This is a genomic window from Xanthomonas sp. GW (assembly GCF_014236815.1).
Classification (GTDB): domain Bacteria; phylum Pseudomonadota; class Gammaproteobacteria; order Xanthomonadales; family Xanthomonadaceae; genus Xanthomonas_A.
On sequence record NZ_CP051189.1, the window covers coordinates 822,136 to 836,362 of the forward strand.

Here is a 14,227-nt window from a genome sequence, read left to right on the forward strand (position 1 = left end):
TGCGATGGAGGGTGGCGCGGAGGCTGAGCCCAGGTTGAGTAATCTCCGCACTGTGTGTACATTGTGCATACAGAGGCGATCGCATGAGAGCGCCTTTATCCGCACGCATGGGTAGTAGTGAGGAGAACTTGCGATGAGCACCGCCGCCAGCAAAGTCATCAACTTTCGGGCGCCTGCCGCCAAGCAGGCGCTGATCGACCACGCCGTGGAAGTCAGCGGCATGAACCGCACCGAGTTCATCCTGGACGCCGTATGCGAGAAGGCGCGCGAGGTGCTGGCCGACCAGACCCGATTCGCCCTGAGCCGGCAGCAGCTGCAGCGCTTCAATGCGCTACTCGATGCGCCCCTGGAGAGTAATGCAGCGATCCGTCGCCTATTGAGTACACCGGCGCCTTGGGAGCACTGAGTTTTGTCGCTCACTGCTCCCGGCCCGCTCACCGATGGGCATCGGCTGGACGACTTCCAGTGCAGTGCGCCGGAACTGACAAGATGGTTGCTGGAACGAGCGCACCAGAATCAGCTATCCGGCGCATCAAGGTGCTTCGTTGTCTGCGACGGACAGCGGCGCGTTGTGGGTTACTACGCACTGGCGGCCGGTGTGGTGGCGCATGAAGATGCGCCTGGCCGCATCCGTCGCAACATGCCAAATCCGGTTCCGGTCATCGTCCTGGGGCGTCTGGCCGTGCACGTCGACTGGGCAGGCCAGGGAATCGGCAAGGGATTGCTCAAGGACGCCGTACAACGAACGCTGCAGGTCTGCGAGCAGGTGGGCGCCCGTGCGCTGCTGTGCCACGCCATCGATGAAGCAGCGAAGGCGTTCTATCTCAAGCACGGCTTCATTGCCTCTCCCATCCACGACATGACGGTGATGTTGCCGCTTAGGTGATGCGCGAGGCTCTTGTGCGGGGGCGCATGGGAAAAGAATCGCGTGGGACACTCGCTGCAGCCGACGTCGCCTCGCAGCGCGACTGAGCGCATACGCTTGCCAATGGATGACGAATGGCCAATACACTCATTGCCCTGGTGTTGATCGAGGGCTTCCTGCTGGTTTTGTGGAACCACGCCTATTGGTCGTTGGGAATACCGTTGTTCAGTCGGCGCGTCGCGGTGCCGACCTCGGTGCTGTTGCACTTTCCTTTCGACCGGATGGAAGGCGAAGTCGCTGCGGAGAAATGGCCCGCACTGGTGTTCCGTCCGCTGTCCAGGCGCACCTAGGCATTCCGCGAAAGCTTCGGTCTCCACTTCGGCTGGCGGTACCCGCCGATCATGCGTGGGCTGATCGTGATCGATCGGCAGCGCAGCGAGATCCGGGTGGTCGGCTTGTGCAACTGGTCGGTGCTGTTCGCCGTCGCGACCCTGGTTCTGGCAGTGGCCGTGAAGCCCGCTGCGGTGCTGATCGTCGCAGTGTTGCTCTGTGGGAGCTATCTCATGCAGCGGCACAGGTTTATGGCCGTCGATTCGGCGGTGCGCATGCTGATGATGCGCTGCGAGACGCAGCGGCTGATCGATGGCAACGAGTCCCGTACTGAGCAACACCGCTAGGCGTGGCGCATCGTAAGGTAATAGTGGCTGCTTCTGGCCGATGGCAGTCATTGATTAGGTACAGGATAGGAAATGGGAATCAATTCTGAAGTTGGAGAAGAGATGAGTCCTCAATGGGACATTGGGTTGACCAAAAGCCTGGTCACTGCGATTTTCGGTTCTGCGCAGTGGAAGAAAGCACACCCGAGCGTAAGGTCCATGACAGATCGATCTGAGTTCTGTCGCTACCACTACCACGAAACGTTAGGCATGATGAACAACTACATCGAGTCCAATCTAAAGGAGAGGGGCTTGTGGGGTGTATACGATGACTATGATGAGTTCAGTTATTTGATGCTGAAGATCAGGGCAAATATCGTTGCCTTCGTCCAGAGTATGCATGCCGTGGCGGACACCTGCTCACACATGATTTATTACTCCTTGGGGCTGGATATGCTTTCCAAGCCCCTTAAGGAGCGTAACATCAATGCCAGCGAAGTCCTCAGTCGCCTAGAGCAGCAAAGGGATGCCGGACACTGCGAGTACGATAAGCTCTGCAGGTTGCTCCGTGAGCTCTCAACAGGAAGCGACTACAAGTACCTCAATGCCCTGACCAACACGTCAAAGCATCGCAGTATCGTCCGCCCTCAACTGAACGAGGATGTCACTGGCACTCGGGAAGAAAAATGGATTCTCTTTTTGGATTCTTTTTTTTACGACGGAGAGTTTTTTGGAAAAATCAACGCTCGTGGCTTCATGCGCAGTGAATATGATCGTATCCAGCCTCTGATAGTGAATATAGGTGTGGAGCTGAACGAGGTGTTGAAGATGCTCCAAACTTTGAAGCCGGCGGACCAGAATTTAGAGAAGGGCAGCTGATAAGGCTGAAGTGGAGCGCGCTGGTGAGATAGTAATCGTCTTGCTTGCATGATTTTTCACCATGGTCTTCTTGAGATGGTCGTCCAGACAATATCGGAGACGGCTGGTATGGCCGCAGGCGGATATCGGGGCCTTTAAGTAACAGAAAAGTGATTGCGCCATCTCTTCGGGCTATGCGGCGCATGAGTGCGTTGTAGGTGACTTATGTGAGTCCGCAATAATTCAGCGATCTAGCAGCGCCCGCACGCCTATTACGACTCCAGCGCAGCCAAGCACGTAAATCACGGAAGCTAGCCAAAAACGCGGCGCCTTATGTGCAGGTCTCAGATACGCCGCAAGGAAGGAAAAAATAGCGAGTATTGTCGTCGCTAGGCTGACAACGATGCCTGGGAGCAATACCCAAGGCGAGCCTCCCGTAGTGTCTTGTGGAAGCATCTTCAATACTAAGACAACGGCCATTCCTAATGGCCATCCTGCCAATACGAGGAAAACGCACACTCTGATCCAATGCAGCAAGACGAAACCTCCCTGTCAATTGTTGACTCCTCGACGGTATGCAAGCTGCAGCTGCTCCGCAAGCCGCTTTGAGTCGAGAGCAACCTTAGCAGCGGTAAGAGCTACTTCGCTTTAGCTATCCGAATGCCCAGGCGGCTTGCTCACCAACAACGAGCACGCTGTCAGCGCCGTTGCAGTTGTCGCGGCGCACAATAAAGGTGCGCCGCGCACCACTTGTGTTCGTTGAGACTCGCCGCAGTGGCCGCACGATCAAGCGACAGGTGGACGGAGGATCCGCCAGTGCGTTGAATTTTCTGGTAATTCTCTCGCTTCACCAAAGCCCCGAACACTTGGCACACCAATTGCGATAGTCCCAGCGCGGATGCAACGGGGTGTCCGCACCAACTCGATTCGGCAGGTGGGCCAACGGCGGCCCATCTGCCCAGACAACGGCGTCTTCCGGTGCGAACCGGACGGCGCCGTTTTCGTTTTTCCCTCCCCTCGACTACAGCGCGCTGCGGGTGGTGTGCAGCGCTGCGGCCCAACGTTTCTCGGAGATGGCGCGGATGAATCGATCCTTCTGGCAAGCCGGGCATACGCCCACGCTGTTGTCGGCGTTCCTGTATTTCGACCTGAGCTTCATGGTCTGGTATCTGCTCGGTCCGCTGCAGGTGCAGATCGCCGCGGTGCTGCAGCTGGATACGCAGCAGCGTGCGCTGATGGTGGCGGTGCCGATCCTGTGCGGGGCGGTGCTGCGGCTGTTCCTGGGCATGCTCGCCGATGTGATCGGCGCCAAGCGCGCGGGGATGCTGGCGCAGGTGCTGGTGATCGTTGCGCTGGCGGTGGCGTGGCAGCTGGGCGTGCACAGTTTCGCGCAGGTGCTGCTGCTGGGGCTGATGCTGGGCGTGGCCGGGGCCTCGTTCGCGGTGGCGCTGCCGCTGGCCTCGCGCTGGTATCCGCCGCAGCATCAGGGCACGGCGATGGGCATCGCCGGCGCCGGCAATTCCGGCACGGTGTTCGCGGCGCTGTTCGCGCCGGTGCTGGCCACCGCGTTCGGCTACCAGGCGGTGTTCGGGCTGGCCTGCATCCCGCTGCTGTTGACCTTGCTGGTGTTCGCGGCGTTCGCCAAGGACGCGCCGGTGACGGTGCCGCGCAAGCATCTGGGCGACTACGCGCGGGTGCTGGTCGGCAACCGCGATTCGTGGTGGTTCATGCTGTTCTACGCGATCACCTTCGGCGGTTTCGCCGGGTTCGCCAGCGCCTTGCCCGGCTACTTCCACGATCAGTTCGACTTCTCGCCGAAGCTCGCCGGCTGGGCCACCGCGGCGTGCGTGCTGGCCGGCTCGGTGATGCGTCCGCTCGGCGGTGCGCTGGCCGATCGCATCGGCGGCACGCGCACGCTGCTGTCGATCTATCTGCTGGTGGCGTTGCTGGTGGCCGCCGCGGCGGTCGGGGTCGGCGGTCCTGCGGCGACGGTGGCGCTGTTCGTGCTGACCCTGCTGTGCCTGGGCACCGGCAACGGCGCGGTGTTCCAACTGGTGCCGCAGCGTTTCGGCCGCGACATCGGGCTGATGACCGGGTTGATCGGCATGGCCGGCGGCATCGGCGGCTTCCTGCTCGCCGCGGGGCTGGGCATCGTCAAGCAGCACACCGGCAGCTATGCGCTGGGGCTGTGGCTGTTCGCCGGCTGCGCGCTGCTGGCCTGGGGCCTGCTGTCCAACGTCAAGCAGCACTGGCGCAGCCAATGGGCCGCGGCCGGTGCTGCGCGCGTCTGATCCTCTCCACCGAAGCGAGACTCGCATGAACAAGCCAAGACTGGTGGTGGTGGGCAACGGCATGGCCGGCATCCGCACCGTGGAAGAACTGCTCAAGCTGATGCCGGGGATGTACGACATCACCGTGTTCGGCGCCGAGCCGCATCCGAACTACAACCGCATCCTGCTGTCGCCGGTGCTGGCCGGCGAACAACGGTTCGACGAGATCGTGCTCAATCCGCTGGCCTGGTATGCGGAGCACGGCATCCGCCTGCACGTGGGCAAGGAAGTCACCCGCATCGACCGGATCAAGCGCAAGGTGATCGCCGCCGATGGCACCGAGGCGCCGTACGATCGCCTGCTGCTGGCCACCGGCTCGCTGCCGATCGTGCTGCCGGTGCCGGGCAAGGAGTTGAAGGGCGTGATCGGCTACCGCGACATGCACGACACGCAGACCATGATCGACACCGCAACGCGCAAGCGCCACGCGGTGGTGATCGGCGGCGGCCTGCTCGGCCTGGAGGCGGCGAACGGGCTCAAGCAGCGCGGCATGAAGGTGACCGTGGTGCATCTGGCCGACTGGCTGCTGGAGCGCCAGCTCGATCCGGTCGCCGGGCAGTTGCTGCAGCAATCGCTCAGCGAACGCGGCCTGGAGTTTCGCCTCGGCACCTCCACCACCGAACTGCTCGGCAACGCCGACGGCGAAGTGGTGGCGGTGAAGTTCTCCGACGGCAGTGAAGTGCCGGCCGACCTGGTGGTGATGGCCGCCGGCATCCGCCCCAACATCGGGCTGGCGCAGGCCGCCGGCATCCACTGCACGCGCGGCGTCGTGGTCAACGACACGCTGCAGACCTTCGACCCGCGCGTGTACGCGGTCGGCGAATGCGCCAGCCACCGCGGCATCGCCTACGGCCTGGTCGCGCCGCTGTTCGAGCAGGCCAAGATCTGCGCCAACCACCTGGCCGGGTTCGGCATCGGCATCTACCGCGGCTCGGTGGCCTCGACCAAGCTCAAGGTCACCGGCATCGACCTGTTCTCCGCCGGCGATTTCATGGGCGGGGAGGGCAGCGAGGAGATCGTGCTGTCCGATCCGGCCGGCGGCGTCTACAAGAAGCTGGTGCTGAAGGACGATAAGCTGGTTGGCGCCTGCCTGTACGGCGATACCAACGACGGCGCCTGGTATTTCCAGCTGCTCAAGGACGCCAGCCCGATCGGCGAGCGCCGCGAGCGGCTGATGTTCGGCGAAAGCGCGCTCGGCGACGCCGGCACCGCCGGCCAGGACCGAGCCAGCGCGATGCGCGACAGCGACGAGGTATGCGGCTGCAACGGCGTGTGCAAGGGCACCATCGTCAAGGCGATCAACGCGCAAGGCCTGTTCACCGTCGACGAGGTCAAGAAGCAGACCAAGGCGGCCAGTTCCTGCGGCTCGTGCACCGGCCTGGTCGAGCAGATCCTGATGAACTGCCTGGGCTCCAACTTCCAGCAGACGCCGAAGACCAAGGCGGTCTGCGGCTGCACCGACCTCAGCCACGGCGAGGTCCGCCAGGCGATCCGCGAGGGCAAGCTGCTCACGCATGGCGCGGTGTACGCGCAGTTGCAGTGGCGCAGTCCCAACGGCTGCGCCACCTGCCGCCCGGCGATCAATTACTACCTGCTGTCGACCTGGCCGCGCGAGGCGGTGGACGATCCGCAGTCGCGCTTCATCAACGAGCGCGCCCACGCCAACATCCAGAAGGACGGCACCTTCTCGGTGATCCCGCAGATGAAGGGCGGGGTGACCAACGCCTCGGAACTGCGCCGCATCGCCGACGTGGCCGACAAGTACGCGGTGCCGATGGTCAAGGTCACCGGCGGCCAGCGCATCGACCTGCTCGGCATCCGCAAGGAAGACCTGGTGGGCGTGTGGAAGGACCTGGGGATGAAATCCGGGCACGCCTACGGCAAGTCGATCCGCACGGTGAAGACCTGCGTGGGCAGCGAGTTCTGCCGCTTCGGCACGCAGAACAGCACGCAGATGGGCATCGACCTGGAAACGATGCTTGCCAACATGTGGAGCCCGCACAAGGTGAAGCTGGCGGTGTCCGGCTGCCCGCGCAACTGCGCCGAATCCGGGATCAAGGACGTGGGCATCATCGCCGTGGAGTCGGGCTGGGAGTTGCATATCGGCGGCAACGGCGGCATGAAGACCGAAGTCGCCAAGTTCCTGGTCAAGGTCAAGACCGCCGAGGAGGTGAAAGAGTACACCGGCGCGTTCCTGCAGCTGTACCGCGAAGAGGCCTACTACCTGGACCGCACCGTGCACTACATCGAGCGTGTGGGCATGGACTACATTCGCCAGCGGGTGATCGAGGACGCGCCCAACCGGCGTGCGCTGTACGAGCGGCTGCTGTACGCGCTGGAAGGCCTGCCCGATCCGTGGGCCGAGCGTATCGCCGGTGCCAGGCAGCGCGAATTCCAGCCGCTGCGCGTGGCCGCGCCGCTGGCGCTGGTGGAGGACTGAGCGATGCACGCAGCCGCTTCCGACCTCGTCGCGTCCGACAGCAGCGCCGCCGACGCCAGCGCCCGCCACTGGATCCGCATCTGCCGGCTCGACGACATCCCCGCGCTCGGTGCGCGCGTGCTGGAGATCTCCGGCATCGACCCGATCGCGCTGTTCCGCACCGCCGGCGACCGTGTGTTCGCACTGGTCGATCGTTGCCCGCACAAGGGCGGGCCGCTGTCGCAGGGCATCGTCGCCGGCGACAGCGTCACCTGCCCGCTGCACAACTGGAACATCGCCCTGGACAGCGGCCAGGCCTGCGCGCCGGACGTGGGCTGCGCGCGCCGCTACCCGGTGCGGGTGGACGACGGCGAGGTGTGGCTGTCGTTGCAGAGCGCCGCATGATGGACGGCGCGCACGTGCCCGCAGCGAACGCGGCCGCGGACAACGCGGCGCGGCGCACGCTGACCCGTTCCACCTGCTGCTACTGCGGGGTCGGCTGCGGCGTGCTGATCGAGACCGAACACGGCGCCGACGGCGCGGCGCGCATCGTCGGCATCGAAGGCGACCCGGAACACCCGGCCAACTACGGCCGGCTGTGCAGCAAGGGCCGCACCTTGCCGGAGACCGTGCGCAGCCTGCATGGCCGCGCGCTGCAGCCGGAACTGCGCACCCACCGCGACGCGCCGCGGCGCGCGGTGGACTGGGCGGTGGCGCTGGACAGCGTGGCCGAGCGCCTGGCCGGCATCGTTGAACGGCACGGGCCGGACGCGGTGGCGTTCTACCTGTCCGGGCAACTGTTGACCGAGGACTACTACGTCTTCAACAAGCTGGCCAAGGGCCTAATCGGCACCAACAACATCGACACCAATTCGCGGCTGTGCATGTCCAGCGCGGTCAGCGGCTACAAGCTGGCGCTGGGCGCGGATGGCCCGCCGACCTGCTACGAGGACCTGGAACTGGCCAGGACCGTGCTGCTGGCCGGCAGCAACATGGCCTACGCGCATCCGGTGCTGTTCCGCCGGCTCGAGGACGCGCGCGCGCGCGATGCGGACGTGCGCTGGATCGTGGTCGATCCGCGCCGCACCGACACCGCGGCGATGGCCGACCTGCACCTGCCGATCCAGCCCGGCACCGACGTGGCGCTGTTCAACGGAATGCTGCACCACCTGATCTGGGAAGACCGCATCGACCGCGCGTTCATCGCCGCACACACGCAGGGCTTCGCCGAACTGCGGCAGACGCTGCGCGAGTACACCCCGGCGATGGCCGCCGACATTTGCGGCATCCCAGTCGCCGACCTGGTGCAGGCGGCGGAATGGTTCGGCCGCGATGCGCCGGCGCTGTCGCTGTACTGCATGGGCCTGAACCAGTCCGCGCACGGCACCGACAAGAACCTGGCGCTGATCCACCTGCACCTGGCCACCGCGCAGATCGGCAAGCCCGGCGCCGGCCCGTTCTCGCTGACCGGACAACCGAACGCGATGGGCGGGCGCGAGGTCGGCGGCATGGCGACGATGCTGGCCGCGCACCGCGAGATCGCCAGCGCCAGCGATCGCGCCGAACTGGAAGAGCTGTGGCAACTGCCGGCCGAGCGCCTGTCGGCGCGCCCGGGCCTGCCGGCGGTGGCGCTGTTCGATGCGCTGCGCCGCGGCGAGGTCAAGGCGGTGTGGATCGCCTGCACCAATCCCGTGCACTCGATGCCGGACATCGCGCAGGTACGCGACGCGCTGCGCCAGGCCGAGCTGGTGATCGTGCAGGAAGCCTTCGTGCACACCGACACCGTGCCCTACGCCGACGTGCTGCTGCCGGCGGCGAGCTGGGGCGAGAAGGATGGCACGGTGACCAACTCCGAGCGCCGCGTCTCGCGCGTGCGCAAGGCGCTGCCGGCAGCGGGCGCGGCCAGGCCCGACTGGTGGATCGCCAGCGAGGTGGCGCGGCGGCTGGAAGCGCGGCTGGAGGCGCCGGCAGCCGGCTCGCGCTTCGGCTTCGCCGATACCGCGGCGGTGTTCGACGAGCACCGTGCATTGACGGTCGGCCGCGACCTGGACATCGGCGGACTCGACTACGCGCGGCTGGACGCGCAAGGCCCGCAGCAATGGCCGCTGCCGGCCGGCGCCGCGCACGGCCAGGCGCGGCGTTACGCCGATGGCGTGTTCGCCACCGCCGACGGCCGTGCGCGCTTCCATCCCACGCCGTACAAGCCGGTGGCCGAGCCGATCTCGGCGCGTTTCCCGTTGAGACTTTTGACCGGGCGCCTGCGCGACCAGTGGCACGGCATGTCGCGCAGCGGGCGGGTGCCGTCGCTGTTCGCGCACAGTCCGCAGCCGGGCCTGCGCATGCATCCGCAGGACGCCGCACGGCGCGGGCTGCGCGACGGCGACTTGGTGCGCATCGTCAGCAAGCGCGGCAGCCTGGTGTTGCCGCTGCAAGCGTGCGAGGAAATGCGCTCGGGCGACGTGTTCGCGGCGATGCACTGGAACGCGCAGTTCCTGGACAGTGGCGGCATCAACGAACTCAGCCTGGGCACAGTGGACGCGCGTTCGCAGCAGCCAGAGCTCAAGCACGCCGCGGTGCGCGTGGAGAAGGCCGAATTCGGCTGGCACCTGTTGCTGGCGCGGCGCGGCGATGCGCTCGCGCTGCAGGCCGCGGCGCAACCGTGGTTGCGCGACTTCGGCTATGCCGCGTTGAGCCTGCAGGCCGAGGCCGGCGAACAGGAGCAGGCGTGGCTGGTGCTGCGCGCCGCCGCCGAGCAGGCACCGGCGCCCGCGCAGCTGGAAGCGCTGGCCGCGGCGCTGGCGCTGGCTGGCGGCGATGCCGACACTCTCGAATACCGCGATGCGCGCCGCGGCCTGCTCAAGCGCGTGACATGGCGTGGCGCTGCGCCCGTCAGCCATCTCGATGGCCTGCTGCTGGCCGGCGCGCGGCGCGATGCTGGCGGCGAAGCGTTGCTCGAGCGCGCATTGAGCGGCGACGCCTGGCACGGCGCGCGGCTGGCGGCATTCGCCCAGGCCGGTGACGCGGCGCGCGATCCGGTGGTGTGCCAGTGCACCCAGGTGCGCGAATCGGCGATCCGCGCCGAAGCCACGCGCGGCGCGGCGCCCGCCGAGATCCGCACGCGGCTGGGCTGCGGCAGCGTGTGCGGCTCGTGCATGCCACAAGTGCTGCGGCTGTGCGCCACGGCGGTGCGCGCATGAGCGGTCGCAATTTCCAGATCGCCTGTGTGCCAGCTGTCGAGTGCGCAAGAAGCGCTGTAGGCGCCCGTCCTGCTTGTCACGCGAATGACGAAGCGCGGCGACAGCGCGCGTGGCGGCCGCGGGCAGGTGCCGTTGCGGATGCGCGCAACTGTGCACCGGCGGTTGCGAGGTCTCGAGTGTTGTTCCTTCTTTCTGGGTGGAGTCTGCAATGAACGATGCAAGCGTGTCGGGTGTGCGTGGTGGCGGTGGCGTGATGCTGCTGTCGGCGGGTCCTGGCGACCTGGAACTGCTGACGCTGAAGGCGGTCAAGGCGCTGGCCGCGGCGCAGGTGCTGTTGCTCGACGATCTGGTCAATCCCGACATCGTGCAGTTCGCGCCGCAGGCGCGGGTGATCCGCGTCGGCAAGCGCGGCGGCTGCCGGTCCACGCCGCAGGATTTCATCTGCCGGCTGATGCGGCGCTATGCGCTGCAGGGCGCCAACGTGGTGCGTGCCAAGGGCGGTGAAGCGCTGCTGTTCGGCCGCGCCGGCGAGGAGATCGCGTTCCTGCGCGCGTCGGGCGTGGAGGTGCGTATCGTCAATGGCGTCAGTGCCGGGTTCGCTGCGGCGGCCGAGCTGGGCATGTCGTTGACCCATCGCGATCATTGCCACGGCATCACCTTCGTCACCGCGCATACCCAGGACCATGGCGAGCCGGACTGGGCGGCGCTGTGCGCCACCCGCACCACGCTGGCGATCTACATGGGCATGGGCCGCATCGCGGCACTCACGGCCGCCTTGCTAAGACACCTGCCCTGCGCCACGCCGGCGGCGGTGGTGCAATCGGCGAGCCTGCCGCAGCAGACGCAGTTACTGACGACGCTCGAGCGCCTGGCGGCCGATGTGGAAGGCATGAGCGTTGGCGCACCAGGGGTGATCCTGATCGGAGGCGCGGTGGGCGAAGCGCAGGTGCAGCCGTTCGTGCAGTCGCACGCAATGCAGGCGATAGCGTGATTCTTGTGGGAGCGACTTCAGTCGCGACGGGCGTCACCGGTAAAGCCCGTCGCGACTGATGGTCTGAGGCCACCCAGAGTCGCTCTCACAACTGACAACATCGGCATCGAAAATTCGCCAGCGCTCCCTGTAGGAGCGGCTTCAGCCGCGACGAACGCAGTCGCAGTGCGTCCACATCGCACAACGCCCCGAAGCCGACGACCTCGAGCCATCGCGGCATCTTGAACACGGATGGGCTACCGGCTACGGATACAGTCGCGGCTGAAGCCGCTCCTACAGTGCACCGCATGAATCTGCCGCGGTCCTGTAGGAGCGGCTTCAGCCGCGACGAACGGCGCCGAAATGTCTCGACATCACAGAACGCCCCGAAGTCGACGACCCCGAACCATCGCGGCATCTTGAACCCGGATGGGCCGCCGGCTGCGGATACGGGTCACGGCTGAAGCCGCTCCTACACAGGCGGGTTTGTCTGTGCGGAGAGCGGCCCAGCAATCGATCTGGGCCGCTGTTTGCCACCGCTTCGGGTTACGCCGCCGGTGCCGGCGGCGGCGCCGCATTCTGGTGTTGGGACGCGGCGACCTTGCCGTCGCGTTCCGCGGCCAGCAGGGTCAGCGAGCGGCAGATGCCATGCCATTGCGAGCCGCCGGGCAGGCCGTGTTCGTGGTCGCGTTCGGCGGTGTCGATCAGTACGCGCCAGTGCTCGCCTTCGACCATCGGCAAGGTGAAGGTCACGTCCTCGGTGGCGCCGTTGACGATCATCAGCAAGGTCACGTTCGACGCCGCCTGGCGCAGGCCGCTGGACGGCGCCCTGCCGTCCAGGCGCATCATCAGCGCGCGGGCGTGCGGGTCGTGCCAGGATGCCTCGTTCATTTCCTCGCCGTCCGGCGCCAGCCAGCTCACGTCCTTGATGCCCAGTTCTTCGTCGTAGACGCCGTCGAAGAAGCGCGCGCGGTGCAGCAGCGGGTAGTGCGCGCGCAGATGGGTCAGGCGCGTCACGAACGCGGTCAGCCGTTGCGCGCGCTCGCCGCTTTCCCAGTTCAGCCAGGTCAGTTCGTTGTCCTGGCAGTAGGTGTTGTTGTTGCCGCCCTTGCTGCGCCCGAACTCGTCGCCGGCCAGCAGCATCGGCGTGCCCTGCGACAGCAGCAGCGTGGCCAGCATGTTGCGCATCTGCCGCAGGCGCAGCGCGTTGACCTGTTCGTCGTCGCTCTCGCCTTCCACGCCGTAGTTGGCCGAGATGTTGTTGTCCGAGCCGTCGCGGTTGTCTTCGCCGTTGGCTTCGTTGTGCTTGTGCTCGTAGCTGACCAGATCGTGCAGGGTGAAGCCGTCGTGGGCGGTGACGAAGTTGACCGAGGCGGTGGGGCGGCGGCCGCGGTGGTTGAACAGGTCGGCCGAGCCGGTCAGGCGCGTGGCCAGTTCCGCCAGCTGGCCTTCGTCGCCGCGCCAGAACGCGCGCACGTTGTCGCGGAACTTGTCGTTCCATTCCGACCAGCCGGGCGGGAAGCCGCCGACCTGGTAACCGCCAGGCCCCACGTCCCACGGTTCGGCGATCAGCTTGACCTGGCTCAGCAACGGATCCTGACGGCAGGCGTCGAGGAAGCCGCCCTTCGGGTCGAAGCCGTGATGCTCGCGGCCGAGGATGGTGGCCAGGTCGAAGCGGAATCCGTCCACGTGCATCTCCGACACCCAGTAGCGCAGCGAGTCGTTGACCATGCGCAGCGCGCCGGCATTGGTCAGGTCGAAGGTGTTGCCGGTGCCGGTGTCGTTGATATAGAAGCGGCGGTTCTCGGCCAGGCGGTAGTAGCTGGCGTTGTCGATGCCCTTGAACGACAGCGTCGGCCCCAGCTCGTTGCCTTCGGCGGTGTGGTTGTAGACCACGTCCAGGATCACTTCCAGCCCGGCGTGGTGCAATCGCGCCACCATCTGCTTGAACTCGGCCACGGTGCGCGTGGCCATGTAGCGCGGTTGCGGCGCGAAGAAGCCGATGGTGTTGTAGCCCCAGTAGTTGCGCAGGCCCTGCTTGAGCAGGTATTCGTCGTCGACGAAGGCATGCACCGGCAGCAGTTCCACCGCGGTCATGCCGAGCCGCTTGATGTGCTCCACCACCTCGTCCACCTTGAGTCCGGAGAAGGTGCCGCGCCAGGCCTCGGGCACCGACGGGTGGCGCATGGTGGTACCGCGCACGTGGGTCTCGTAGATCACCGTGCGGTCCCAGGGCGTCTGCAGGCGCTGGTCCTTGCCCCAGGTGAAGGCTGGATCGATCACCGCGCACTTGGGCACGTAGGCGGCGCTGTCGCGGCGGTCGAAGCTCAGGTCCGCGTCCTTGTGGCCGATGGTGTAGCCGAACAGGGCGGGCGCCCATTTCAGCTCGCCGACCAGTTGCTTGGCGTAGGGATCGAGCAGCAGCTTGTTGGGATTGAAGCGGTGTCCGGCGTCGGGCGCGTACGGGCCGTACACGCGGTAGCCGTACAGCTGGCCGGGGCGCGCGTCGGGCAGGTAGCCGTGCCAGATCTCGTCGGTGTACTCGGGCAGCACGATGCGCTCGACCTCGCGGCCGCGCTCGTCGAACAGGCACAGCTCGACCTTGGTGGCGTTGCTCGAGTACAGCGCGAAATTGACGCCCAGGCCGTCCCAGGTGGCGCCGAGCGGATAGGAGCGGCCTTCGCGAATGCGGGAGCGGCGGGCGAGCTTGCGAAGCGGCATGCGAAATCCTTACGACGTGGCGGGGCCGTTGCCGGCCGGGGAAAGCGAGTGGTCTTGCGGATCGGCGCGGGCTTCGGCGTCGACCAGGCGTTCGGCCATGGCCCAGTGGCGGGCGGCGCGGCCGTCGGGCCGGCCTTCGGCTTCCCAGATTTCGTGTGCGAGTTGTTCGATGCGGCGCTGGCGTGTGTCTGCGTCCATGGCGGTCTTGTCA

Annotated in this window: 12 protein-coding genes; 10 read left to right on the plus strand and 2 right to left on the minus strand. The window is 66.2% G+C overall.

Annotated elements, in window-relative coordinates; genetic code table 11:
• Nucleotides 1-133: 133 nt before the first annotated feature.
• From HEP73_RS03555 to cobA, 10 genes are all read left to right on the plus strand, one after another.
• Entirely contained in the window at nucleotides 134-406 is a 273-nt protein-coding gene (locus HEP73_RS03555) for a type II toxin-antitoxin system TacA family antitoxin (RefSeq protein WP_184412216.1), read from the plus strand.
• 3 nt (nucleotides 407-409) lie between these two features.
• Nucleotides 410-886 (plus strand): GNAT family N-acetyltransferase, encoded by a 477-nt coding sequence (locus HEP73_RS03560; RefSeq protein ID WP_185815196.1) that lies wholly within the window; start codon nucleotides 410-412, stop codon nucleotides 884-886.
• A gap of 113 nt (nucleotides 887-999) precedes the next feature.
• Nucleotides 1,000-1,215 (plus strand): hypothetical protein, encoded by a 216-nt coding sequence (locus tag HEP73_RS03565; protein ID WP_185822147.1) that lies wholly within the window; start codon nucleotides 1,000-1,002, stop codon nucleotides 1,213-1,215.
• 51 nt (nucleotides 1,216-1,266) lie between these two features.
• The gene (locus HEP73_RS03570) at nucleotides 1,267-1,542 is read left to right on the plus strand and encodes a hypothetical protein (protein WP_185822148.1); all 276 of its coding nucleotides are present in this window, start codon (nucleotides 1,267-1,269) and stop codon (nucleotides 1,540-1,542) included.
• Between the two features lie 72 nt (nucleotides 1,543-1,614).
• On the plus strand, nucleotides 1,615-2,400 hold the full coding sequence (locus HEP73_RS03575) for a hypothetical protein (RefSeq protein ID WP_185822149.1): 786 nt from the start codon (nucleotides 1,615-1,617) through the stop codon (nucleotides 2,398-2,400).
• A 1,100-nt stretch (nucleotides 2,401-3,500) separates the two neighbouring features.
• Nucleotides 3,501-4,670, plus strand: coding sequence for a nitrate/nitrite transporter (locus HEP73_RS03580; protein ID WP_185823278.1), 1,170 nt, complete (start codon nucleotides 3,501-3,503; stop codon nucleotides 4,668-4,670).
• Between the two features lie 61 nt (nucleotides 4,671-4,731).
• Nucleotides 4,732-7,149: a nitrite reductase large subunit NirB gene (gene nirB, locus HEP73_RS03585; protein ID WP_255423758.1), complete on the plus strand. Its 2,418-nt coding sequence runs from the start codon at nucleotides 4,732-4,734 to the stop codon at nucleotides 7,147-7,149.
• A gap of 3 nt (nucleotides 7,150-7,152) precedes the next feature.
• Complete coding sequence (gene nirD, locus HEP73_RS03590) at nucleotides 7,153-7,533, plus strand: nitrite reductase small subunit NirD (protein ID WP_255423660.1); 381 nt, start codon at nucleotides 7,153-7,155, stop codon at nucleotides 7,531-7,533.
• Nucleotides 7,533-10,325, plus strand: a complete 2,793-nt coding sequence (locus HEP73_RS03595) for a nitrate reductase (RefSeq protein ID WP_458309672.1) — start codon at nucleotides 7,533-7,535, stop codon at nucleotides 10,323-10,325. The genes nirD and HEP73_RS03595 overlap by 1 nt, the downstream gene beginning before the upstream one ends.
• Before the next feature lie 250 nt (nucleotides 10,326-10,575).
• Nucleotides 10,576-11,316 (plus strand): uroporphyrinogen-III C-methyltransferase, encoded by a 741-nt coding sequence (cobA, locus tag HEP73_RS03600; protein WP_221899409.1) that lies wholly within the window; start codon nucleotides 10,576-10,578, stop codon nucleotides 11,314-11,316.
• Between the two features lie 525 nt (nucleotides 11,317-11,841).
• Here the strand turns inward: cobA and glgX are convergent.
• Nucleotides 11,842-14,016 (minus strand): glycogen debranching protein GlgX, encoded by a 2,175-nt coding sequence (gene glgX / locus HEP73_RS03605; RefSeq protein ID WP_185822152.1) that lies wholly within the window; start codon nucleotides 14,014-14,016, stop codon nucleotides 11,842-11,844.
• Between the two features lie 9 nt (nucleotides 14,017-14,025).
• Entirely contained in the window at nucleotides 14,026-14,214 is a 189-nt protein-coding gene (locus HEP73_RS03610) for a DUF2934 domain-containing protein (protein WP_038238289.1), read from the minus strand.
• Nucleotides 14,215-14,227 lie beyond the last annotated feature (13 nt).